The sequence below is a fragment of the Komagataeibacter swingsii genome, assembly GCF_003207895.1.
Taxonomy (GTDB): Bacteria; Pseudomonadota; Alphaproteobacteria; order Acetobacterales; family Acetobacteraceae; genus Komagataeibacter; species Komagataeibacter swingsii.
The window spans coordinates 137623-161860 of record NZ_NKUB01000001.1; the positions used below are offsets into that span (position 1 = coordinate 137623).

A 24238-nucleotide genomic window follows, 5' to 3' on the forward strand; every position below is an offset into this window, starting at 1 on the left:
GGTCACGCATAATGGCACGTGAACCGAGAGAAGGCGGCCGGGGTGGTCGCGATCGCGAGCGCGAAGGCGACGATCTGGTCGACAAGCTGGTCACGATCAACCGTGTTGCGAAGGTTGTAAAGGGCGGTCGCCGCTTTGCATTCGCAGCCTTGGTTGTCGTTGGTGACCAGAAGGGCCGTGTAGGGTTCGGCGCGGGCAAGGCCCGTGAAGTTCCCGAAGCGATCCGCAAGGCGACCGACCGCGCGAAGCGGACGATGATCCGCGTTCCGATGAAGGAAGGCCGTACGCTGCATCACGATGTGGCCGGTCACTTCGGTGCGGGCAAGGTGATCCTGCGCTCCGCTGATGCGGGCACGGGCATCATCGCCGGTGGTCCGATGCGCGCGGTGTTCGAAAGCCTTGGCATCAATGACGTGGTGGCGAAGTCCCTCGGGACCCGGAACCCGCATAACATGGTGAAGGCGACATTCGCCGCGCTGGAGCGTTGCGCCAGCCCGCGTTCGGTTGCCAACCGCCGTGGCAAGAAGGTTTCGGACATCCTGGGGCGCCGTGAGGCTGCGGTAACGACGGAGGCCACGGCCGATGTCTGATACCAAGGCAAAAGTGCGCGTCACCCAGGTGCATTCCGGGAACGGGCAGAAGCCGGGCCAGCAGGCGACACTGATTGGTCTGGGCCTGAACAAGATTGGTCGTACGCGTGAACTGGAGGATACACCTTCGGTTCGCGGCATGATCCGCAAGGTGTCCCACCTGGTCAAGGTGGAGGATTGAGATGAACCTGAACGAACTTCGTGACAACGAAGGCGCGCGTTACACCAAGAAGCGTCTTGGTCGCGGCATCGGCTCTGGCAAGGGCAAGACGTCGGGCAAGGGTGTTAAGGGTCAGAAAGCGCGTTCCGGTGTGTCCCTGAACGGTTTTGAAGGCGGTCAGCTGCCGATCTACCGTCGTCTGCCCAAGCGTGGATTCAAGAACATTTTCCGCAAGGATTATGCGATCGTGAATCTGGGCGTGCTGGACAAGGCGATCGCGGCAGGCAAGGTCGATGCCAAGTCAGTCGTGACGGAAGAGGTCCTGGCCAAGGCAGGGCTGGTTGGTTCCGGCCGTTTCGCCGGGATCCGCCTGCTGGCGGATGGTGAACTGAACCATGCCGTGACCATTGAAGTGTCGGGTGCTTCGGCCGGTGCCGTCGCCGCTGTCGAAAAGGCAGGCGGCAAGGTGCAGGTCAAGGCGCAGAAGCAGCAGGCTCCTGCCGCGGAATGACCGGTCCCGGGCACAGGCACGTTCTGTACCCGGAGCATAATAAAAGCGATGCTGCTTGCACTCGGCGGGCGCATCGCTTTATTACTTTTTGCGGTTTTTTTTATCATGACAGCGTCCCGCCTCCAGCGGTGGCGCTGTTCTTGTGAAAGGATGGGCGCATGGCCTCCGCGGCCGAACAGTTGGCTGCCAATCTGAATTTCAGTTCCTTTGCCAACGCAACGGAACTGAAAAAGCGTATCTGGTTCACGCTGGGTGCGCTGATCGTGTATCGGATTGGCACCTATATCCCCGTTCCTGGCGTCGATGCGACGGTGATGGGGCAGCTTCTGGCCCGGCACCAGGGCGGCATTCTGGGCATGTTCGACATGTTTACCGGTGGAGCGCTGGGGCGCATGACCGTGTTTGCACTGAACATCATGCCCTATATCAGTGCCTCGATCATCGTGCAGCTCATGTCGGCGGCGATCCCCTCGCTTGAAGCACTCAAGAAGGAAGGGGAAGGCGGACGGCGGAAGCTGAACGAATACACCCGCTACCTGACTGTGGTGATTGCCCTGTTTCAGGCCTACGGCATCGCCATCGGGCTTGAGAACATGCATACGGAAGCCGGGTCCGCCGTGGTCTCCCCCGGGCTTTTCTTCATCGTGTCCTGTGTGCTGACCCTTGTGGGGGGCACCATGTTCCTGATGTGGCTGGGTGAGCAGATTACGTCGCGGGGGGTCGGTAACGGTATCTCGCTGATCATCTTTGCCGGTATCGTGGCGAACCTGCCCAATGCGTTGGCCAGCCTGTTCCAGCTAGGTTACACCGGCGCGCTTTCGCCGTTCTTCGTGCTGGTGTTCTTGGTGCTGGCGGCGGTGACAATCGCCTTCATCGTGTTCATGGAACTGGCGCAGCGCCGGGTGGTCATCCAGTACCCCAAGCGCCAGGTCGGCCAGCGCATGTTCGGTGGTGATTCGACCCACATGCCGCTGAAGGTAAACACGGCGGGTTCGATTCCGCCCATCTTTGCGTCGTCCGTGCTGCTGATCCCGGTCACGATCGCGGGGTTCGTCAATAACAGTTCCATGCCGGGCTGGCTGTCCTTCCTGGGGCAGGAGCTGGGACAGGGGCAGCCGCTTTACATGCTGTTTTACGCGGCGATGATCGTATTCTTCTCCTATTTCTATGCGGCGGTGACCTTCAACCCGCAGGAAACGGCGGAAAACCTACGCAAGCAGGGGGGCTTTGTGCCGGGGATCCGGCCGGGGGCGAATACGGCTGCCTTCTTTGACCGGATACTGACGCGCATCACGACCATCGGCGCGCTGTATCTTGTCGCGGTCTGCCTGTTGCCGCAGATCCTGATCAGCCATTACAACGTGCCTTTCTATTTCGGCGGCACGAGTCTGATCATTATCGTGACGGTCACGATTGATACGGTGACACAGGTGCAGTCGCATCTGGTCGCGCACCAGTATCAGGGACTTATGCGCCGGGGACGGGGCAGAAAGGGCAGAATGCGGTGAATATTATTTTTCTTGGCCCGCCGGGTGCCGGTAAAGGCACCCAGTCAAAGCGGCTGGAAGAACGGTATGGAATCGCCCAGATTTCAACGGGTGACATGCTGCGTGCGGAAGTCGCGGCCGGAACCCCGCTGGGGCAGAAGGTTAAGTCCATCATGGCGGAAGGCCAGCTTGTGCCTGATGACCTGATCATCGCCATGATCGAAAGCCGCATCCGGCAGCCTGATTGCGCGAAGGGGTTCATCCTTGATGGCTTCCCGCGTACCCGGGCGCAGGCGCAGGCGCTGGACCAGATGCTGACCCGTAGCGGCCAGCATATTGACGCGGTGCTGTTGCTGGACGTGGATGAGAACGCCCTGGCCGACCGCATTGCGGGTCGTTACACCTGCGCCAAGTGCGGTGCGGGGTATAATGACCTGTTCAAGAAGCCGAAAGTGGCAGGCACCTGTGATGTCTGTGGCGGGCACGAGTTCATTCGCCGGGAAGATGACCGGCGGGACACCGTGGCCGCACGCCTGAAGGCCTACCGGGAGCAGACAGCGCCGATCCTGCCTTATTACGAGGAAGGCAAGCGTCTGTACCGTGTGGACGGGATGGCGGATATCGATACGGTGACCAAGGAAGTCTTTGCTGTTATCGATCGTATCACGAAAAAGTGATGAAAAATAATTGACTCGCATGGGGGCAGCAGTATATTGCGCGCCCTCAAGGTATGAGCGTCGTATGAGTCGCCTGCTGATGCGGCGGCTCGTAGGGCCGGAATGAATGATGATGGGGTTGGCCGGTTTGAAACCGGTATGTTCACGGCGCTCCTGCCAGATCGGGCAGGTGGTGTGAAGCAGCCCTGCCTGATAGTTAGTGCCCTGGATCAGGGCGGACGAGGAGTAAGTGGCGTGGCACGTATTGCCGGCGTGAACATCCCAACCAACAAACGGGTCACCATTGGCCTGCGTTATATCTATGGTATCGGGGCCACCAAGGCCCAGGCGATCTGCGACCAGCTGGACATCCCGGCTGAGCGGCGCGTGAACGAGCTGTCCGATGACGAGATCGGCAAGATCCGTGACCTGATCGACAGCAAGTATCGCGTGGAAGGTGATCTCCGCCGCGAAGTGGCGATGAACATCAAGCGTCTGATGGATCTTGGCTGCTACCGTGGTCTGCGTCACCGGCGTGGGCTGCCTGTCCATGGTCAGCGGACTCATACCAACGCCCGTACCCGCAAGGGTAAGGCCGTGGCTATTGCGGGCAAGAAGAAGGCAACCCGCTAATCAGCGGATTGTCCGGTATGCAAGCATGGGGGGCAGCCCGCCCCATGCGCCGTTTGAACTGACAGGATCGAGAAAACTATGGCGAAAGCTGCGGCTCCGCGTATTCGCAAGAAAGAGCGGAAAAACATCATTTCCGGTGTGGCGCATGTGCTGTCCACCTTCAACAACACCATGATCACCATTTCGGATGCGCAGGGCAACGCGATTGCCTGGTCGTCCGCTGGTGCCCAGGGCTTCAAGGGATCGCGCAAGTCCACGCCGTACGCGGCGCAGGTTGCCGCCGAGGATGCGGGCCGCAAGGCGCGTGAACACGGCATGGAGACGCTGGAAATCGAGGTTTCCGGTCCCGGGTCGGGGCGTGAGAGCGCACTGCGTGCCCTGCAGGCCGTCGGTTTCTCGATCACGGCCATCCGTGACATGACGCCGGTTCCGCACAACGGCTGCCGCCCGCGCAAGCGCCGTCGCGTCTGAACCGCAATCTGCTTAGTCGTATTCCCCCGCATGCGGGGGAAGATTGTCATTCCGGTATCCTGCCGCAGGGTACCATCTGCCATCGTAACGGGTGGCAGATCAGTCTTGAAAGGCCATTACCTTGGTCCTCCAGAAAAACTGGCAATCCCTGATCAAGCCGGAAAAGCTGGAAGTCGAACCGGGGGCGGAACCTTCACGCATTGCCACCGTCGTTGCCGAACCGCTGGAACGCGGCTTTGGCATGACGCTGGGTAACGCGATCCGTCGGGTTCTGCTGTCGTCCCTGCAGGGGGCTGCGGTTACGGCAATCCAGATTGACGGCGTGCTGCATGAATTCTCGTCCGTGGCGGGTGTTCGTGAAGACGTGACCGACATCGTGCTCAACATCAAGCAGCTCGCGCTGCGGATGCATGGTGAGGGGCCGAAGCGCATGGTGCTGACGGCCACAGGCCCGGGCGAAGTGCGTGCCGGACAGATCCAGACGGGTCATGATATCGAAGTCATGAACCCTGATCTCGTGATCTGCACCCTTGATGAAGGGGTGAAGTTCGGGATGGAATTCACCGTGAACATGGGCAAGGGGTATGTCCCCGCGGCGGCCAACCGCCCGGAAGACGCACCGATTGGCCTGATCCCGGTTGATGCCATCTACTCCCCGGTCCGCCGCGTGTCCTACAAGGTGGAACAGACCCGCGTGGGTCAGGTCACCGACTATGACCGCCTGCTGCTGACGGTCGAGACGAATGGCGCGGTCACGCCGGAAGATGCCGTGGCACTTGCCGCGCGTATCCTTCAGGACCAGCTGCAACTGTTCATCAACTTCGACGAACCGCGCACGGTGCGTACGGAAGAGCCGCAGGATGACCTGCCGTTCAACCGCAACCTGCTGCGCAAGGTCGACGAACTGGAACTGTCGGTCCGTAGCGCGAACTGCCTGAAGAACGACAACATCGTCTATATTGGTGATCTGGTCCAGAAAACCGAGCAGGAGATGCTGCGCACGCCGAACTTCGGCCGCAAGTCGCTCAACGAGATCAAGGAAGTCCTGACCGCCATGGGGCTTTCACTGGGTATGAATGTCCCGGCATGGCCGCCGGAAAATATCGAAGATCTGGCCAAGAGGCTCGACGAGCCGTTCTGATCCTCGGAACCGGATAAAACAGGAAATTACATCATGCGTCACGGTGTTGCCGGCCGTAAGCTCGGCGTTACCTCGTCCCATCGACTGGCCATGTTTCGCAACATGGCTGTCGCCCTGATCAAGCACGAACAGATCACCACCACGCTGCCCAAGGCGAAGGAACTGCGCCCGGTTGTGGAAAAGCTGATCACCCTTGGCAAGCGCGGCAATCTGCATGCGCGCCGCCAGGCTTTCGCCCAGCTGCGTGACGACAAGATCGTGTCCAAGCTGTTCGATACGGTGGCCGACCGTTACAAGGCGCGCCAGGGTGGGTACACCCGCGTGCTGCGCGCGGGCATGCGCCATGGCGATGCAGCCGACATGGCCGTGATCGAGCTGGTTGACCGCGATGTGTCGGCCAAGGGCAAGGACAGCGGTCCGCGCCCGGAAGCCGCCCAGGAAGACCATCTGGCGGCCTGAGGCACTTCGCTTTCCGCGTGAAAAAGCCCGGCCTCTGGCCGGGTTTTTTTATGTTGGTGGCCGATCCGGTATTTTGGCGTCGTGATATGGATATGCGATCACGGCATGTATATTGCGACACGCTTTCGACATGCAGGACCATCCCTGCGCAGCAGACAGGGCTTCAGCCATGACAGGATCAGTTTTCGGGCGCTTCATGCGCCGTGGGCTTTATGCCATGGCTGCCGTGATCGGCCTGTGTACAAATGTCCAGGCTGCGACGGTACGGGTGGGGTACATTCCTGTCATCGGGTCGGCGCCGCTGTTTGTCATGCAGGGCAAGAACTGGGCGCGTGCCGCGGGTATCGACATGCAGCTGGTCCGCTTCCAGTCCGGGCCGCAGGCCATCCAGGCGCTGGTGTCGGGCAAGATTGACGCCTATGTGGCGGGTGTCCTGCCCCTGCTGCAGGCCCGTGCGCATGGCGCGGATGTAAAGGTTGTCGCCAGCGCCGCGACCGAGGAACTGGAAATCGTCTCCCGCGGGGCGCTGGCGGATGGCCTGCCCGAACAGCCCGCGGGGCCGGGCGCGGATGAGGTCCGTCAGCGTTTCGCCGATTTTGCCGCGAAGGCGGGACACAGGCCCAAGATCGCGGCGCAGCCGCTGGGGTCGGTGCCCGATACGCTGCTGCGCTACTGGCTCAAGGTCCGCAATGGGCTGGAACCGGCGCAGGTGGCGGATATTGTCGGCATTGATATCGATGCGGCCCAGCAGGCGTTCCTGGCGGGGGCGGTGGATGGCGCCATCCTGCGCGAACCGGCGCTGACCATTATCCGCCACCGCATGCCGGGCATGCGGGTGCTGGCATCGGGGCATGACCTCATGCCGGGGCAGCCAGGTTCCGTGCTGGCGATCGTAAACGAGGATGCGCCGGACCGTGCGGCGTGGAAAACCGCGTTCCTGACCGGTTTCGTGAAGGCCACGCGCCTGCTGGCGACCGACCCGGAACAGGCGGAACCCTATGTCCAGCAGGCGCTGGGGGGTGGCATGCTGCCCAGGGACATCATTATCGAGGCGCTGAAGGTATCGGCGCATGATTATGTATCCGATCCGGCTGGCATCGTGGACGCGGTCGGCAAGTTGCAGGATTTCGAAGTGCAGAGCGGCCTGCTGCGCAAGGCGGAGCCGGTGGCGGCGCTGTTCGACCTCGAAAGTTACCGGCAGATCGCGCAATGACGCCGGTGCGTTCCTTCTGGATGCGGCCGCTGCTGGGGGCACTGGGCCTGATCGCGCTGTTCGGGACGTGGGAGGCATCCATCCGGCTGGGCTGGGTGCCATCCGGGCTGCTGCCCGCGCCAAGCAGCCTTGGCCCGGCATGGCTGGAGGAAGTGCGCAGCGGGGCATGGATACAGGCCATCCGGGACAGCCTGACCCATTACGTGATGGGACTGGCCATTGGTTCCGTCCTTGGCATGCTGACCGGCCTGTTATGTGGCACAGTGCCGTTGCTGGATGGCCTGCTGTCCGGTGTCGTGCGGGTCTTGCGGCCCATACCGGGGCTGGCATGGGTGCCGTTCGCCATCCTGTGGTTCGGGCTGGATACCGCAGGGGCCACGTTCGTGATCGCCGTCTCGGTATTCTGGATCAATTTCTATGCCGCCTATGGCGCCGTGCAGGCGATTGACCCGGACCTGTATGAAGTCGCGGCGTCCTTTGGCCATGGCGGGTTCTGGGCACGGCTGCGCACGGTGGTCATTCCGGCTTCGGCCCCCGGCGTGCTGGCGGGGCTGCGCACGGGGCTGGGGCAGGCATGGATGTCGGTCGTCGCGGCGGAACTGTTTGGCGTGCCCGGCATTGGCGCGCGGATGATGCAGGCATCCAGCCTGCTGGCGACCGACCTTGTGGTGGTTTACATGCTGACCATGGCCCTGCTGTACGCCCTGACCGACACGGTCTTCATGCTGGTGCGCGGAAGGCTGCTGGGCTGGCAGGGATGAACGCGGTGGTAACGGACAAGGCGGAAACGGTGGCCGGCATGGGCGATGTGGTGGTCAGGCTGGACAATATCGGCCTGTCGCATGACCATGGCCGCAGTTTCATCCTGCGGCATGTAGACCTTGAAATCAGGCGTGGCGCGTTCGTGGCCGTGCTGGGGCCGTCCGGCGTGGGCAAATCCACGCTGTTGCGGGTCATCATGGGACTGATACGCCCCAGTGAAGGCACGGTCAGCCTGCACCCATCGCCCACGGCGGCGCACCGCCCGGCGGCCATGGTGTTTCAGGATGCCAAGCTCATGCCGTGGCGCAGCGTGCGGCGCAATGTGGAACTGGGCCTGGAGGGGCTGGGGCTGACCCGCCCGCAGCGGCGTGAACGGGCCATGGCGGCGCTGGAACTGGTTGGCCTTGCGGATATGGCGGACCGGTGGCCGCGCCAGCTTTCGGGCGGACAACGCCAGCGCGTGGGGGTTGCACGCGCATTGACGGTGGAGCCGGACCTGCTGCTGATGGACGAACCCTTTGGTGCGCTGGACGCCATTACGCGCGGCGCCCTGCAGGATGAACTCCTGCGTATCCATGCCCGGCGGCACGGGACGGTGCTGTTCGTGACCCATGACCTGGACGAAGCCCTGATCCTTGCAGACCGGATCATCATCCTCGAAGGCCACCCCGCAGGCTTGCGGGGGGATTTCGCGGTGGGCGCCCGGCCGCGCGACAATACCGCGCCTGGCATGCGCGCAATGGCGGAGCGCATGCGCAGGCTGATTGCGGGGGAGCCGGATCCCGGCGCGGATGCGGCCTATTGGCAGGCATCGGAGATATGATAAGTCTGCTGCAACGGGCCTGTTGCCTGCGGGCATGACGGCATGGGCAGGGGGAGACGGGATTTCCCTTATCCCCCGATGGCAAGCAAGGGAATATCGAACATGGCAAATCCCCCCAATTTTGAAGCGCATCTGGAAGAAGGCATCGGTCGGCTCCAGGATGGCCTGGATGGTTTTGTCGGGGATACGGGCACCCCGCTATCGGGACGGTTGCAGGGCGTGGGGGGGACTGCCCAGCAGGGCATGGGGGAAATCCTTGATACCCTGCGTGACGTAACGGCCGACCGGCCGCTGTTCGCGCTGCTGGGCGCATCGGTGCTGGGCTTCGTGGCCAGCATGTTCCTGCGCCGCCGGGCGTAAGGCAACATATGGGGTGCTGCCACGTTAGGGCGGCATGACTGATTTGCAGGGAAAAATGCCATGCTGAAACTGGCGCTGTTCTTTCTGATCGTATCACTGGTCGCCGGGCTGTTTGGCTTCAGTGGCATTTCCGCCGTTTCGGCCGGGATGGCGAAAATACTGTTCTTTATCGCCATTCTGGCTTTTGTGGTCATGGTCCTGATCGTATTGTTCTCGGCCAGGTCGCTTTTCAACTAGCGGCCCTCCCCCAATGAAAAACCCCCTGTCGCCATCGGCGCAGGGGGTTTTTTCTGGCCTATTTGTTGGTGTCCTTCTGGATGAAGGCGGGCAGGAGGGGATTATCCTTCTGCAACGACGCCTTGGAGGGCAGGCGCGAGGCATCCCACCCGCCGCCAAGGGCCTGCACCAGGCTTACACTGTCCACCATGCGCTGCTGCTGGATGCCCAGCAGGGTTTCGGCGTCACCCAGCGCCGAATTCTCGTTGGTAATGACGGTGGTATAGATTTCGGTCCCGGCCCGGTACTGGTTGAGCGAGACTTCCACCGTGCGGTTGGCGAAATCCAGCGCCTTCTGCTGCTGCTGTGCCTGCTGCGCCAGGATGCGCAGGTTGGACAGCTGGTCTTCCGTGTTCTGCAGGGCAGTCAGGACGGTCTGGCGGTAGGTCGCCACGGCGCTGTCGTACTGGGCATTGGCTTCATGCACGGCGGCGGTGCGCGACCCGCCTTCGAACAGGATCTCGGTGGCGGAAGCCCCCAGCGACCAGACACGGTTCATGGCCTGCATGAGCGATGTCACCGGGTCGCCACCACTTTGGGAATAGCTGGCATTGATGGTGATGTCCGGATAGAACGCGGCCATGTCCGCGCCGATCATGGCGTTGTATTCCTCCATCGTGCGTTCGGCCGCCGCAATGTCGGGGCGGCGCTGCAGCAGGTCGGCGGGCACCGTGACCGGAATGGGGGGCACCGTGCGCGACAGTTCCGCCGGGGGCAGGGTGACATCAGCGGGCGGCTTGCCAACCAGCACGGCAATCGCATGTTCGTACTGCGCGCGGTTGATTCCCGCCTGGATCAGGGAGGCACGGTTCTGCTCCAGCGTCGTGCGGGCCTGCAACACGGCGGTGGGGTCGGCGGTCCCGGCCTCGAACTGGTTCTGGGTGATCCGCAGCGCCTGTTCGTTGAAATTGACGTAACGCTGCAGCAGGTCCGTCAGGCTGTCCTGATAGCGCATGTTGAAATAGGCCGTCGCCAGCTGCGCCTGATACGACAGCGTGGCGTTGGCCAGGTCGGCGGCGCTGGCCTGCGCCGCCGTGACCTGTTCCTGCACCTGCCGGCGGATCTTGCCCCATATGTCCAGGTCCCAGCTGGCGCTGGGGCCGATGTCATAGGTGTTGTAGGTCGAGCCTGCTTTCGCGTAATTGCTGCCCGATGAAGACAGCGAACCCGCGCCATGCCCATCGCGGTTGAAGCCCAGGCTGCCGCTTATGGTCGGGAAAAGCTGCGCGCGCACGCTGTCGATCATGGCGCGGGCGTTACGGTAGTTGGCCTCGTACTGCTTGATGTTCTGGTTGGAAATCGCGACCTGCGATTCCAGCCCGTTCAGGACGGGATCGTTATAGATCGTCCACCAGTCATGCTTGGGCAGTTCGGCCAGCTTCGGGTTGGCCATTTCCCATCCCGGTTCGGGGCGCAGTTCCTTGAAGCGCGGGGATACGATCGCGGCGGGACGATGGTATTTCGGCCCCACCATGCACCCCGCCAGCGCCATCAGGGGAAGGACAGCCAGCGCAAGGCGCGTGGCGGACCGGCGGGGAAAGCGGGACGGGCGGATGGCGGCGCGGCCGTGGGATGGCGAAAAGGGTGTCATCCGGTTCAGGAATCCTGCTGGTGGGAAAGACGATGGCGTCGGGACAGCCGTCCATACAGCCGGTTGAATAATGTGCGGCAGGCTATCCCCATATGGTCAAGGTAGAGATAGACAACCGGGGTCGTATAAAGCGTCAGCGCCTGACTGACGAGCAGCCCGCCCACGATGGCGATACCAAGCGGGCGCCGCAGCTCGGCGCCATAACCATGGCCGAATATAAGGGGCAGCGCGCCCAGTGCCGCGGCAAAGGTGGTCATCATGATCGGGCGGAAGCGCAGCAGGCAGGCCATGCGGATCGAATCAAGCGCGCTGTGGCCTTCTTCGCGTTCGGCGGTGATGGCGAAGTCCACCAGCATGATGGCGTTTTTCTTGACGATGCCGATCAGCAGGATCACCCCGATCATGGCGATCAGTGAAAACGCCTCGCCAAAGAACTGCAGCGCCAGCAGCGCCCCCACCCCGGCCGAAGGCAGGGTGGACAGGATGGTCAGCGGATGGACATAGCTTTCGTACAGGATGCCCAGCGTCATGTACACCGCAGCCAGGGCCGCAAGGATCAGCAGGGGTTCGTTGTTGACCGATTTCTGGAACTGCGCGGCGTTCCCCGCGAAATTGCCCTGGATGTTGGCGGGCATGTGCAGGCGCACGGTTTCCTCGTTGATGATCTGCACCGCCTGACTCAGCGGGACGCCATTGGCCAGGTTGAACGAGACCGTGGTGGAAACCGACTGCCCGTCATGGTTGATGCTCAACGCCGTCTTGGTGGGCTTCAGCACCGATACCAGCGTCAGCGGCACCATGGATTCCGAACTGGTGGATACGGCGGACCCGGTGGAGGCGCTGTTGCCGCCCGCCAGCGTATTGGCCACCTGGTTGCGGAAGGACTGTGCGCTCAGCTGCGATGCCGTGGTGCCCGTATCCGCCTTGACCCGGATGGTGTTGGACTGCGTGCCGCCGCCCGCCGTGCCGCCGGCGACACTGACCCAGACCTGCTTGAGCGTGGTGGGGTCCTTCCAGAACCGCGGCTCGACTTCCATCACCACGCGATACTGGTTGAGGGCATTGTAGATGACGGACGCCGAACGCTGCCCGTAAGCATCATACAGCGTGTTGGACACAAGCTGGGGGGTGATGTTCAGCCGGCTTGCGGTATCGCGGTCTATCTGCACGTCCAGCGCCGAGCCACCCTGCAGCACATCCGATGAGATGTCGGACAGTTCGGGGTGTTTTTGCAACGCGCTGACCAGCAGCGGCGTCCATTTGTACAGGTCCTTCGATGAATCGGAATGCAGCGAATACTGGTAGGCCGCGTTGCTCTGCCGCCCGCCTATGCGCAGTTGCCCCGGCGCGGACATGTAGAATGTCGCCCCCACCATGTTGTGCAGCCGGCGCGTGATGCGGGCAATGGTCTGCGCGGGCGTGTCATTGCGCAGCGACTTGTCCTTCAGCGTCACGAACATGTTGGCCTGGTTGGAACTGCCGCGCCCGCCCATGAACCCCATGACATGCGCCACGTCCCGGTCGGCCATGATGGCTTTCTGCGTGGTGGCGATCTTGTCCTGCATGGCCTGGAACGAAATGGACTGGTCGCCCATCAGGTGCCCCATCAGCATGCCGGTGTCTGATTCGGGAAACAGGCTCTTGGGCATCTTGATGAACAGGCCGACCATGATGGCAATGGTTATGGGCAGCGACAGGATGGTGATGCGCCGGTGCGTCAGCGCCCATTCCAGTGAACTGGCGTAACCCTGCTGCGCGGCCGCCAGCCCATGTTCCAGCCATGCGCCCACCCGGCCGGAAAGCCCCTTTGACGGGGCTGCCAGATGGGGGCGCAGCAGGCGTGAGGTCAGCATGGGGGTCAGCGAAAGCGACAGCACCATGGAAATGACGATGGTCAGCGACATCGTCATGGCGAATTCATGGAACAGGCGCCCCGCCACCCCGCTGAGCAGCAGGATCGGCAGGAACACCGCAATCAGCGATACGGTAATGGACAGGACCGTGAACGCCACTTCCCGCGTGCCCAGCAGGGTGGCCTGCAGGCGGTCCATGCCGGCTTCCATGTGGCGGCTTATGTTTTCCACCACCACGATGGCGTCATCCACCACGAAACCGGTCGAGATGGTCAGCGCCATGAGCGACAGGTTGTCGATGGAATAGCCCAGCAGCTTCATCGCGCCAAAGGCTGCGATGATGGATGTCGGCACCACGATGGCGGGAATGATGGTGATGCGTGGCGAACGCAGGAACAGGAGCACCACCAGCACCACCAGGAACACCGACAGCACCAGCGTGAACTGCGTATCGGCCAGGGCCGCGCGGATGGTGGTGGAACGGTCCATGAATTTGCCAAGGTCCACATCCGCCGGCAGGGCGTCGCGCAGTACCGGCAGCTTGGCGCGGATCTGGTCATTGGTGTTGATGATGTTGGCGCCGGCCTGCGCGAAGATGATGGCCAGCACCCCGTGCCGGCCATCGACGTAGCCGGCGTTGCGCACGTCCTCCACGCCGTCATGGACGTAGGCCACGTCCTCCAGCCGGACGGGGCGGCTGTCATGGTAGGCCACGATCAGGTCGCGGTACGCCTGCGCGTTATGGGCCTGGTCGTTGGTCGACAGCACGAAGCGGTGGTCGCCCTGGTCGATGAAGCCCTTTGGCGTATGGGCGTTGGCCGAAGCCAGGGCCGCGCGGATATCCTCGAAGCCGATGCCGAATTTGTACAGCGCCAGCGGGTTCATCTCCACCCGCACCGCAGGCAGCGAACTGCCCCCGATCTCGACCTGTCCCACGCCCTGGATCTGCGAGAGGTGCTGCTGCAGCACGTTGGATGCAAGGTCGTAAAGCTGCGCGGTGGTGCGGGTGCGCGATGTCAGCGCCAGGATCATGACCGGCGCGCCGTTGGGGTTGGCCTTGAAATAGCTGGGATTCTGCCGCAGCGAGGAGGGCAGGTCCGCATGCGCCGCCTGCAAGGCGGCCTCCACGTCGCGCGCGGCCCCGTTGATGTCGCGGTCGAGCGAGAACTGCAACGTGATGCGTGCCTGGTTGGCCGATGACTGTGACGTCATTTCCGTCAGGTCCGCGATGGCGCCCAGATGCCGCTCCAGCGGGGCCGCGACGGAACTGGCGATTTCCTCGGGCGAGCCACCGGCCTGCTGGGCCTGCACCTGTATGACCGGGAAATCAACGTTGGGCATGTCGGCCACCGGCAGCGTGGTATAGCCGATGATGCCGCCAATGATCAGCGCCACCGTCAGCAATACCGTGGCCACCGGCCTGCGGACAAAGATGGAAAGCGGCGTCATGCCTGTGCCTGCGGTCCGGGCAACCCATCCTTGCCATTGTCATCCGCATGGCCGAAGCGGCGCGACAGCTTCTGGCTGATTCCGTCCATGAGCAGGTAGATGACCGGCGTGGTGAACAGCGTCAGCAACTGGCTGACCGCAAGCCCGCCGACAATGGCGATGCCCAGCGGGCGGCGCAGTTCCGACCCCGTGCCGGTGCCCAGCATCATGGGCACCGCGCCCAGCATGGCCGCCAGCGTGGTCATGAGGATGGGGCGGAAACGCAGCAGGGCGGCGTGGCGGATGGACTGTAGCGAGGACATGCCCTCCACCCGTTCGGCTTCCAGCGCGAAGTCGATCATCATGATGGCGTTTTTCTTGACGATGCCGATCAGCAGCACCAGCCCGATGATGCCCATCACGTCCAGCCCCGACCCCGTGACCCACAGCGCCAGCAGCGCGCCAACCCCGGCGGAGGGCAGGGTGGACAGGATGGTGACGGGATGGACGAAGCTTTCATACAGGATGCCCAGCACGATATAGACCGCGATCAGGGCGGCCAGCACCAGCCAGGCCTCGTTGGACAGCGAACTGCGGAACGCCGCCGCCGTGCCCTGGAACGCGGTCTGGAAGCTGGATGGCAGGTGGATGTCCTTCGCCGCGCGCTCGATCGCATCCGTCGCATCCCCCAGCGCGTAGCCGGGCCTGACGTTGAACGACACGGTCGTGGCCGGGAACTGCCCCACATGGGTAATCAGCAGCGGCGCGGTATCGCGCGTGACACTGGTAACGGAGGCCAGCGGCACCAGCCCCGACGTGGGCGAGCGCGTCGGCCCCGACGTGCTTTCCCCCGCGTTGCCGCTGATGCCGGGCAGGTAGATCTGGTTGAGCGATCCCATGTCCTGCTGGAAGGCGGGCGTTGCCTCCAGGATCACGCGGTACTGGTTGGACTGCGTGAAGATGGTCGAGATCTGGCGCTGGCCAAAGCTGTCATACAGCACGTTGTCGATGGTCTGGGGCGTGATGGAATACCGCGCCCCCGTGGTGCGGTCCAGGTCGACATGCGCCACCAGCCCCGCCGCCTGCAGGTCCGATGTGACATCCGACAGCGCCTTTTCACGCTGCAGGCGGGCGATGAATTTCGGCACCCATGTCGTGAACTGGTCATAGCTGGGGTTTTCCAGCAGGAACTGGTACTGGGTCGCCGCGACCGATGTATCAAGCGACAGGTCCTGCACCGGCTGCAGGTACAGGTCCGCCCCTGCGATATCCGCCGTTTCCGCGCGCAGGCGGTTCGCCACTTCCTGCGCGGTGGCGGTGCGGCTGTCCACCGGCTTGAGGTTGATGAGGAACCGCCCCTGGTTCAGCGTCACGTTCTGCCCGTCCACGCCAACGAAGGAGGACAGGCTGGCCACATCCCTGTCCTGCAGGATACGGTCGGCCAGTTCCTGCTGGTGGCGCTTCATGGCGGCGAACGACGTGGACTGCTCCATGACCGAAATGCCCTGGATCACGCCCGTGTCCTGCACCGGGAAAAAGCCCTTGGGTATGACCACGGCCAGCACGCCCGTCAGCACCAGTGTCGCGCCGAATATCGCCAGTGTCAGCCGCTGGTGGCGCAGCACCACGTCCAGCGCGCGGCCATAGCCGTTGATGGTCGCGACCGTCCAGCGTTCGACTGCCGCCGACCATGCCGGCTCGGCATGCTTCGTGTCGCGTTCGTGCAGCAGGCGCGCGCACATCATCGGCACCAGCGTCAGCGAGACCACGGCGGACAGGATGATGGTGACTGCCAGCGTCATGGCGAATTCATGGAACAGGCGGCCGACCACATCGCCCATGAACAGCAGCGGGATCAGCACCGCGATCAGCGATATGGTCAGCGAGATGATGGTGAACCCGATCTCGCCCGCGCCCTTCAGCGCGGCCTCCATGCGGCTGTCGCCCATTTCGATGTAACGGGCGATGTTCTCGATCATCACGATGGCGTCGTCCACCACGAAGCCGGTGGCGATGGTCAGCGACATGAGCGAGAGGTTGTCGAGCGAGAAGCCGAACAGGTACATCACCGCCAGCGTGCCCACCAGCGACAGTGGCACCGACAGGCTGGGGATCAGGGTCGCCGGCACGTTGCGCAGGAACACGAAGATCACGCCCACCACCAGTACCAGCGCCAGGCCCAGCTCGAATTCCACGTCCTCGACGGATGCGCGGATGGTGGTGGTCCGGTCGGTCAGGGGGGTGATGGTGATGCCCGGCGGCAGGGACTGCTGCAGGCGGGGCAGGGCGTATTTGATGTTGTCCACCACCCCGATCACGTTGGCGCCCGGCTGGCGCTGCACGTTCATGACCAGTGCTGGCGTGCGGTTGGCCCATGCCGCCAGTTCGGTGTTTTCGGGGCCGATCACCACGCTGGCCACGTCACGGATGCGCACGGGACCGTTGTTCTGGTACGCGATGACCTGGTTGAGCAACTGGTCCACGCCCGAAATCTGGCCATCAATGCGCAGCGTGGTCGCGCGCTGCGGGCCGTCGAACGTGCCGGTGGGGGAATTGACGTTCACGTTGCCGATGGTCGTGCGCAGCGTATCAAGGTCGATGCCGAAGGATGTCAGCTTGGGAATGTTGACCCGCACCCGCAGCGCCTTGCGGTTGCCGCCCGACAGCGTCACCAGTCCCACGCCCGAAATCTGGCTGATCTTTTCCGCCAGCCGGGTATCGACGTAATCCTCGACTTCCGTCAGCGGCATGGTCTTTGACGAAATGCCCAGCGTCATGACCGGGGTGTCGGCGGGATTGACCTTGGCGTAGACGGGCGGGGCGGGCAGGTCGGTCGGCAGCAGGGAATTGGCCTGGTTGATCGCGGCCTGAACTTCCTGTTCGGCAATGTCCATGGTCATGGTCAGGCCGAAGCGCAGCGTGATGACCGACGCCCCGCCTGACGAGCGCGAGGTCATCTGTTCCAGCCCCGACATCTCGCCCAGCTGGGTCTCCAGCGGGGCGGTGACGGAGGTCGCCATCACGTCCGGGCTGGCGCCGGGATAGAAGGTCTGCACCGTGATGGTGGGGTATTCGACTTCCGGCAGGGCGGAAACGGGCAGGAAATGATACCCCAGCAGCCCCGCCAGCAGGATGGCCAGCATGAGCAGGGTGGTCGCGACCGGACGGTGTATGAACAGGCGGGACGGGTTCACGCGGCAATCTCCGGCGGCGGCAGGGGCAGGCGGTCTGGCAGGCGGTCAGGCAGGGGGGCAGGCGTGGACGCGCGCACTCTAGCCCTTGCCCTTGCTTGTGGTGGCGCCTGTCGTCGTATCGGCCGGCTGCGGGATGCTGACCTTCACCCCGTCGCGCAGGTGGTCCACCCCGTCGGTCACGATGCGCTCGCCTTCCTTCACCCCGTCGGCCAGCACGGTCATGGTGTTGTTGGCGTGCCCGGTCTTGACGTTGCGCATTTCCACGGTGCTGTCGGCCTTGACCACATAGACGAACTGCCCGTTCGGGCCGGTCTGCAGGGCATTGGTGGGCACCAGCAGGGCGTCATGGTCGGTGCTGACCAGCAGGCGGGCATTGACGAACTGGTTGGGGAACAGCTCCTCCTGCGAATTGGCGAAAAGCGCGCGCATGCGCACCGTGCCGGTGGACGTGTCGATCTGGCTGTCCAGCACGCTGACCTGCCCGGTCGCGATCCTGTTCAGGTTGGCGCTGTCCCATGCCTCCACCGGCAGGGGCGTGCCCTGGCGCAGGCGGTCCGCCACGGGGCCGATGTCATTTTCAGGCAGGGTGAAGATGACGGAAATCGGCTGCATCTGCGTCAGGGTCACCAGCCCGTTGGTCTGGCCCGCGGTGATGTAGTTGCCCATGTCCACCGCACGGATGCCCACGCGCCCGTCCACCGGGGCCAGGATGTGGCAGTAGGTGATCTGCAGCTTTTCGTTGTCCACCTGCGCCTGGTCCGACTTGACCGTGCCTTCCAGCTGCTCGACCTTGTACTGCTGGTCCTTCGCCGTCATGGCCGCGACGCTGTCCTGGCGGATCAGGCGCTGGTAGCGGGCATTATCCACCCTGGCCGCGTTAAGCTGGGCGATGTCCTGCGCCAGTTGCCCTTCGTACTGCGCCAGTAGCACCTCGTACGGGCGGGTGTCGATCAGCGCCAGCAGGTCGCCCTTGTGCACGTGCTGCCCCTCGGTAAACAGCACCTGCATGAGGTAGCCGTCGATGCGCGACTGCACCGTGACATTGGTGATCGGCACGACCGTGCCCAGTTCCGTCAGGATGACGGGCATGTCGCCCCGGCTGACGGTCGCGACCGCCACGGGCTGGTCGCTGCTGGCCGCGTGTTTCCGGGTGGTGGCATGGGGGCGGAGGAAAGCGACCGCAAGCACAACCGCCAGCGCCCCGCCCGCCAGATAAAGGATGCGCCGCCCGCGCCGTGGACGGCCCGTGGGCGGCGCGCTGTTTTCCGGGGAGTGGGGCGGGGGGGGAGGAGTATCCATGCGGTCGGTTTTCTGCCTGCTGTCGAACGGGCGTCCTGTCTGAAGGACCGGGCCAAGATGATAACGGCAGGGCTTCTGATTCGCCCCGCCGCAGTATTAACATGGCTTCGAACTGGTCGAAGTTAGCGAATGTAACATTGTGGCCGTGGCGGGGAAGAGGAAAACAACAAAACGGTTTAATTCCGTTTCTTCGGGGCAACGGTGTCGCCATGCCCGCTGACCGTAGCCCCCGCATTGGCCGACAGCCGCCGCAGGATGGGCAGCGCCATGGACGCGACCAGCGCGCATGCGACAAAGGCCAGCGCGTAGTCCTGCCCCCGCCATGGCGGGGGCAACGCCGCGCGGCCCGCGGCCAGCATGCCCGCGGACAGGCATATGCCCATTGTCAGCATGACCTGCTGGCATGTGGAATACAGGCTGGTGGCCGCCCCCATCCGCGCCTTTGGCATGTCGGCATAGGCGATGGTGTTGTAGCCGGTGTACAGCAGCGTCTGCCCCATGCCGTTGATCGCCAGCAGGCCCAGCAGCCACCCCATCTCCATGCCCGGCCTGAAGCGGGCCAGCAGCAGGCACACGGCCGGCAGCACCAGGCAGGTCGCGCACATGACGGCGCGGAAGCCCCGGCCACGGTAGATCAGGGGGGCGACAGACCGCATGGCCAGCGCGCCGATGGGGGCGATGAAGGTGATCAGCCCGCTCTGTGCGGCACTCGCGCCAAAGCGCGTCTGCAGCAGGGATGGCAGCAGGAATATGATCCCTGCCGTTGCAATGCGCGTGAACCCGCCCGCCATGATCGAGATGCGGAAAGTCGCCACCCGCAGCAGCGACAGGTCCAGCACCGGGTGGTCCATCCCGCGCGCATGGCGCAGGTAGAGGGCGGCGCAGAGCGGGGCAAGCAGCAGCAGTCCCACCGACACCACGGGCGGGAATCCCGGATGGGTCAGCATTTCCATGCCGAATATCAGCCCCGCCAGCCCGGTTGCGGATAGGGCGTTGCCCCGCAGGTCGAACGGTGGCGGGCTGGCGGCGCGGATCTGGGGAATGAACCGTCCCGTCAGGGCGATGGCCAGCAGCCCGAGCGGGATGTTGATGTAGAAGATCCACCGCCATGACAGCCACGATGTCAGCATGCCGCCCAGAACCGGCCCGGCCATGGGGCCGATGGTGGCGGGCAGCATGACCCATGCCATGGCGGACAGCAGTTCCGACTTGGGCACGTTCTGCAGGATCACCAGCCGCCCGACCGGGACCATCATCGCGCCACCCGCCCCCTGCACCAGCCGCGCCAGCGCCAGCACCGGCAGGTCGGCCGCCCAGCCACACAGCAGCGAACCCGCCAGGAACAGCGTGATGGCGCAGCGCAGCGTGGTGCGGCTGCCAAAGCGTTCGGCCACGTGGCCCGATGCCGGGATCAGGGCGGCAAGGCCCAGCATGTACACCGTCAGCGCGATGCTGGTCTGCGGGATGTCGACATGGAAATCCCCCGCCATGGCGGGCAACGCCGTGGTCAGGGCCGTGCCGTCGATCTGTTCCATCATCATGAGGCTGGCGACAATCAGCGCCATGACCCGCTTGCGCGCACGTGATGGCGGCGCCATGCCGGGCGAAGGAGGGGGGGATGTGGTGGGGGCGGTCGTCAAGGGGGGCATGATCAGGCATGATATAGGCGGTACGGAACCGTAAGCGCCATGCTGGCGTTATAGGCCCACGCTACAGACCAAGCGATACAACGGAGTGTGAACAATGTCGGAAGACAAGGCAAAGGCCATCGAGACGAAGGCCGAAGGGATCATGGACCAGGGCATCGGCCGCCTGAAGGACGCCGCTGGCGGCCTGACGGGCAACGTGGGTATGCAGGCGGAAGGCAAGGTGGACCAGCTTTCGGGCATGGCGCGCCAGGAATTCGCCGACCTGTATGAAGAAGGCGAGGGCAAGGTCGAGCGCGCGGTGACGTTCGTACGCGAACGCCCGCTGTTTTCGCTGGGGATCGCCGCCGTGCTGGGTACTGTCATCGGGCTGATTTTCCTCCCCCGTCGCAAGGGCTGAACGGCGTCGAGTCGTTTTTTTTTCATTTTAAGGGACTCGATGAGTCCACAGCATCTTGCGCAACCCCGCATAAAAATGGTTTCCATCCTTCCAGAACGGAAATTCGATGCGAATCGGGCCGGCATGGTCCGATTCCCATCCGGTCAGGAAGGAATGGATGCCCGATTACGCGCTTGAAAACGCCCATGGGGGACGCGTCGCCGGGGTGGACGAAGTCGGTCGCGGCCCGCTGGCCGGGCCGGTTGTCGCCGCCGCGGTCATGTTCCTGTCGGGCGTTCCGGGCGTGCTGGCGGACAGGCTGGATGATTCAAAGAAGCTGAAGCCCACCGTCAGGCAGCAGCTTTATGACGTGCTGCACGCGACCCCCGGCATCCTGATCGGGGTGGGGGCGGCATCCGTTGCCGAAATCGAACGCCACAATATCCTCCGCGCCTCATGGATCGCCATGCAGCGTGCGGTCGGTCGCCTGCCGCAATTCCCTGAACTGGTTCTGGTTGATGGAAACGCCGCGCCCGATTTCGGGTGCCCGGCGCAATGCGTCGTGGGCGGTGATGCGATCAGCCTGTCCATATCGGCGGCATCCGTCGTGGCCAAGGTCGTGCGCGACCGGCTGATGGCGCGGCTGTCCCGGCGCTGGCCCGGCTATGGCTGGGACCGCAACGCAGGCTACGGCACGCCCATCCACCGCGCGGCCCTGATGGCGGATGGCGTAAGCCCCCACCATCGCGCGGCGTTCGGCACGGTGCGCCGCATCATGCAGGCCTCCGTTGCCCCTTCTTCACCCCAAAGCGCGGAGCAGCCATCATGCTGAACAATTCATGAGCGGTGCGGTTATGATGGAATTGCCCCTGGACCAGGTCCTGCGGGGCGACTGTGTCGAGATGATGCGCACCCTGCCCGCGGGGTCGATCGACTGCGTGTTCGCGGACCCGCCATACAACCTGCAGTTGAAGGGCGAGTTGCGCCGCCCCGATGACAGCGTGGTCGACGGGGTGGATGACGACTGGGACAAATTCACCGACCTTCAGGCCTATGATGAATTCACCCGGGCATGGCTGGCCGAGGCGCGGCGCGTGCTGCGCAAGGATGGCACGATCTGGGTGATCGGGTCATACCATAACATCTTCCGCATCGGGGCGATCCTGCAGGATCTGGGGTTCTGGATCCTCAATGACGTGATCTGGCGCAAGTCGAACCCGATGCCCAATTTCCGTGGCCGCCGCTTCACCAACGCGCATGAAACATTGATCTGGGCCGCGCGGGGGCCGGACAGCCGCTATCGCTTCAATTACCAGGCGATGAAGGCGCTCAATGACGATGTGCAGATGCGCTCGGACTGGTATTTGCCGCTGTGCACCGGCGGCGAGCGGCTGCGTAACGAACATGGCCTGAAGCTGCATCCCACCCAGAAGCCCGAAAGCCTGCTGCATCGCGTGCTGGTGGCGTCAACCAATGTGGATGACGTGGTGCTGGACCCCTTTACCGGCACCGGCACCACCACCGCCATGGCGCGCAGGCTGCGCCGACGCTTTATCGGGATCGAGCGCCACCCGGATTATGCCGAGGCCGCGATCGGCCGCGCCCGGCGGGAAAAGCCGGTGCCGCTGGACAGCGTGCTGACCACGCCCGCCCGGCGCGAAAGCCCGCGCGTGCCCTTTGGCGTGCTGGTGGAACGCGGGATGGTGCCCGCGGGCACCGTGCTCATGGACCGGCAGAAGCGGGTGCGCGCTACTGTATCGCCCGATGGCACGCTGGTCAGCGGGCGGCAGCGGGGGTCGATCCACAAGATGGGGGCGCTGCTGACCAATGCGCCATCATGCAATGGCTGGACCTTCTGGTATTTCGAGCGCGCGGGCGAACTGACCCAGCTTGATGTGCTGCGCGGTGAAATCCGGGCGGAGCAGGCAGCCGTCGCCTCCTGAACAATGGCGGCGGGGCGGGAAGGCACATTCAGGGGCATGGCGGCGTGAACCGGCGTCCCGACCACGGCGGGCCGTCAGGCATGCTCGCGATGGAATGGAATGCGGCCCGTCATTCCGCCGGGCAGACGGATGAATACCTGTACAGCCAGCTTATTCCCTATATCGGGAACAAGCGTAAACTGCTGGGCCTGATTGCGCAGGCCATTGCCGCGACGGGGGAAATCCCGGCCCGGACCGATTTCGTGGACCTGTTCGCGGGCACCGGCGTCGTCTCCCGCCTGGCCAAGTGGCTTGGCTTCCGCGTGCTGAGCAATGACTGGGAACCGTATAGCGAGGTCCTGAACCGCTGCCATGTCGGCACGTCCGCGCCGCCATGTTTCCATGATGGCCGGGATTATGCGCAGGTCATGGCCGAACTGAATGCCCTGCCACCACTTGAGGGTTGGGTGACGCGCCACCTTTGCCCTGATGATGACGTGCAGTACGATACGGCGCGTGACCGGATGTTCTACATGCGCAAGAACGGCATGCGCATTGACGCCATCCGCGAACGGATCGCGCAATGGGACCATGACGGCCTGCTTGATGCCGGGCAGAGGGCCTGCCTGCTGGCCCCGCTATTGTACAGCGCCAGCTACAACAGCAATACCAGTGGCCTGTTCAAGGGCTTCCACCGGGGATGGGGCGGGCGGACCGGCACGGCGCTGTACCGTATCGCGGCCGACCTGCACCTGCAGCCCGCGTGTTTCATCGACAATGGGCGCGACAATGCGGTCATGCGCATGGACGCGCACGCCCTTGCCACCCAACTGGCCGGGCAGGTGGGGGAGGCGGCGATTGCCTATGTGGACCCGCCGTACAACCAGCACCCTTACGGCGCGAATTACCATGTCCTCAATACGGTCACGCTGTGGGACCAGCCCGAACTTGCGCCAAAGATCACCGGTCGGGACAAGGCCGCGATCCGGCAGGACTGGCGCACGCAGCGGCGCAGCCCGTACAACCACCGGCATCAGGCGCTTGCGGCCTATCGCGACCTGCTCTCCGCACTAGATACGCGCTGGATCGCCACCAGCTACAGCACCGATGGCTTCATTCCGTTGCACGACATGGTCCGTGCGAATTGTGAACGCGGGGATGTGCGGGTGTTTACCCGTGGCTACAAACGCTATCGCGTCAGCCGCCAGCGTTATTCGGCGCGTCCGATGACCGTTGAATTCATCCTGCTGACCGATACGCGCGGCCGTGGCGCCAGCACCCCGGACCAGATCGTGCAGGAAATCATGGCCATGGAAGCCCGGCTGAACCCATCAGGGCATATTTGACACTAACCTGTTGATTGGAAATAGACGTTTTTGGGTGT

The 24238-nt window shown here is 63.7% G+C and carries 23 protein-coding genes; 18 read left to right on the plus strand and 5 right to left on the minus strand.

All coding sequences use genetic code 11. The annotated features are described in order from the left end of the window. Positions 1-11 precede the first annotated feature (11 nt). From rpsE to CFR76_RS00730, 14 genes are all read left to right on the plus strand, one after another. Positions 12-590 carry a 30S ribosomal protein S5 gene (gene rpsE, locus CFR76_RS00665; protein ID WP_110555363.1) on the plus strand — a complete coding sequence of 193 codons (579 nt, stop codon included), beginning with the start codon at positions 12-14 and terminating at the stop codon, positions 588-590. Further along, entirely contained in the window at positions 583-771 is a 189-nt protein-coding gene (rpmD, locus tag CFR76_RS00670; protein WP_025439061.1) for a 50S ribosomal protein L30, read from the plus strand. Before rpsE ends, rpmD begins: the two co-directional genes overlap by 8 nt. Position 772: 1 nt before the next feature. Beyond that, a complete protein-coding gene (rplO, locus tag CFR76_RS00675) occupies positions 773-1261 on the plus strand; it encodes a 50S ribosomal protein L15 (RefSeq protein WP_110555364.1) in 489 nt (162 codons plus the stop codon). A gap of 158 nt (positions 1262-1419) precedes the next feature. Beyond that, positions 1420-2769 (plus strand): preprotein translocase subunit SecY, encoded by a 1350-nt coding sequence (gene secY / locus CFR76_RS00680; RefSeq protein WP_019090425.1) that lies wholly within the window; start codon positions 1420-1422, stop codon positions 2767-2769. Then, positions 2766-3425 (plus strand): adenylate kinase, encoded by a 660-nt coding sequence (locus tag CFR76_RS00685; protein WP_110555365.1) that lies wholly within the window; start codon positions 2766-2768, stop codon positions 3423-3425. Before secY ends, CFR76_RS00685 begins: the two co-directional genes overlap by 4 nt. 234 nt (positions 3426-3659) lie before the next feature. Continuing rightward, complete coding sequence (gene rpsM, locus CFR76_RS00690; protein WP_025439058.1) at positions 3660-4037, plus strand: 30S ribosomal protein S13; 378 nt, start codon at positions 3660-3662, stop codon at positions 4035-4037. 78 nt (positions 4038-4115) lie between these two features. Next, a complete protein-coding gene (gene rpsK, locus CFR76_RS00695; protein ID WP_003621069.1) occupies positions 4116-4508 on the plus strand; it encodes a 30S ribosomal protein S11 in 393 nt (130 codons plus the stop codon). Positions 4509-4629: 121 nt separating this feature from the next. Further along, positions 4630-5649, plus strand: a complete 1020-nt coding sequence (locus CFR76_RS00700) for a DNA-directed RNA polymerase subunit alpha (RefSeq protein WP_007399646.1) — start codon at positions 4630-4632, stop codon at positions 5647-5649. 33 nt (positions 5650-5682) lie between these two features. Beyond that, complete coding sequence (gene rplQ / locus CFR76_RS00705; protein WP_110555366.1) at positions 5683-6108, plus strand: 50S ribosomal protein L17; 426 nt, start codon at positions 5683-5685, stop codon at positions 6106-6108. A gap of 169 nt (positions 6109-6277) precedes the next feature. Beyond that, positions 6278-7321, plus strand: coding sequence for an ABC transporter substrate-binding protein (locus CFR76_RS00710; RefSeq protein WP_110555367.1), 1044 nt, complete (start codon positions 6278-6280; stop codon positions 7319-7321). After that, positions 7318-8082 (plus strand): ABC transporter permease, encoded by a 765-nt coding sequence (locus CFR76_RS00715; RefSeq protein ID WP_110555368.1) that lies wholly within the window; start codon positions 7318-7320, stop codon positions 8080-8082. Before CFR76_RS00710 ends, CFR76_RS00715 begins: the two co-directional genes overlap by 4 nt. After that, entirely contained in the window at positions 8079-8906 is an 828-nt protein-coding gene (locus CFR76_RS00720) for an ABC transporter ATP-binding protein (RefSeq protein WP_110555369.1), read from the plus strand. The genes CFR76_RS00715 and CFR76_RS00720 overlap by 4 nt, the downstream gene beginning before the upstream one ends. A gap of 102 nt (positions 8907-9008) precedes the next feature. After that, on the plus strand, positions 9009-9266 hold the full coding sequence (locus CFR76_RS00725; RefSeq protein ID WP_025439054.1) for a hypothetical protein: 258 nt from the start codon (positions 9009-9011) through the stop codon (positions 9264-9266). 60 nt (positions 9267-9326) lie between these two features. After that, positions 9327-9503, plus strand: coding sequence for a DUF1328 domain-containing protein (locus CFR76_RS00730; RefSeq protein ID WP_025439053.1), 177 nt, complete (start codon positions 9327-9329; stop codon positions 9501-9503). A 58-nt stretch (positions 9504-9561) separates the two neighbouring features. Here CFR76_RS00730 and CFR76_RS00735 read toward each other — a convergent pair whose 3' ends face one another. The 5 genes from CFR76_RS00735 to CFR76_RS00755 form a co-directional block, all read right to left on the minus strand. Further along, a complete protein-coding gene (locus CFR76_RS00735) occupies positions 9562-11133 on the minus strand; it encodes an efflux transporter outer membrane subunit (protein WP_208623897.1) in 1572 nt (523 codons plus the stop codon). A gap of 5 nt (positions 11134-11138) precedes the next feature. Next, positions 11139-14435 (minus strand): efflux RND transporter permease subunit, encoded by a 3297-nt coding sequence (locus CFR76_RS00740; RefSeq protein ID WP_110555370.1) that lies wholly within the window; start codon positions 14433-14435, stop codon positions 11139-11141. Then, complete coding sequence (locus CFR76_RS00745) at positions 14432-17608, minus strand: efflux RND transporter permease subunit (RefSeq protein WP_110555371.1); 3177 nt, start codon at positions 17606-17608, stop codon at positions 14432-14434. The genes CFR76_RS00740 and CFR76_RS00745 overlap by 4 nt, the downstream gene beginning before the upstream one ends. A gap of 78 nt (positions 17609-17686) precedes the next feature. After that, positions 17687-18907: an MdtA/MuxA family multidrug efflux RND transporter periplasmic adaptor subunit gene (locus CFR76_RS00750; RefSeq protein WP_110555372.1), complete on the minus strand. Its 1221-nt coding sequence runs from the start codon at positions 18905-18907 to the stop codon at positions 17687-17689. A gap of 176 nt (positions 18908-19083) precedes the next feature. After that, the gene (locus CFR76_RS00755; RefSeq protein ID WP_110555373.1) at positions 19084-20472 is read right to left on the minus strand and encodes an MFS transporter; all 1389 of its coding nucleotides are present in this window, start codon (positions 20470-20472) and stop codon (positions 19084-19086) included. A 178-nt stretch (positions 20473-20650) separates the two neighbouring features. Between CFR76_RS00755 and CFR76_RS00760 the strand changes: the two genes are divergently transcribed. The 4 genes from CFR76_RS00760 to CFR76_RS00775 all read left to right on the plus strand — a co-directional run bounded on the left by CFR76_RS00760 (position 20651) and on the right by CFR76_RS00775 (position 24200). Beyond that, positions 20651-20953: a CsbD family protein gene (locus tag CFR76_RS00760; RefSeq protein ID WP_025439047.1), complete on the plus strand. Its 303-nt coding sequence runs from the start codon at positions 20651-20653 to the stop codon at positions 20951-20953. A gap of 106 nt (positions 20954-21059) precedes the next feature. Then, the gene (locus tag CFR76_RS00765) at positions 21060-21764 is read left to right on the plus strand and encodes a ribonuclease HII (protein WP_110555374.1); all 705 of its coding nucleotides are present in this window, start codon (positions 21060-21062) and stop codon (positions 21762-21764) included. A 7-nt stretch (positions 21765-21771) separates the two neighbouring features. Then, on the plus strand, positions 21772-22875 hold the full coding sequence (locus CFR76_RS00770; protein ID WP_110555375.1) for a site-specific DNA-methyltransferase: 1104 nt from the start codon (positions 21772-21774) through the stop codon (positions 22873-22875). Positions 22876-22919: 44 nt separating this feature from the next. Then, positions 22920-24200 (plus strand): DNA adenine methylase, encoded by a 1281-nt coding sequence (locus CFR76_RS00775; RefSeq protein WP_110555376.1) that lies wholly within the window; start codon positions 22920-22922, stop codon positions 24198-24200. Positions 24201-24238 lie beyond the last annotated feature (38 nt).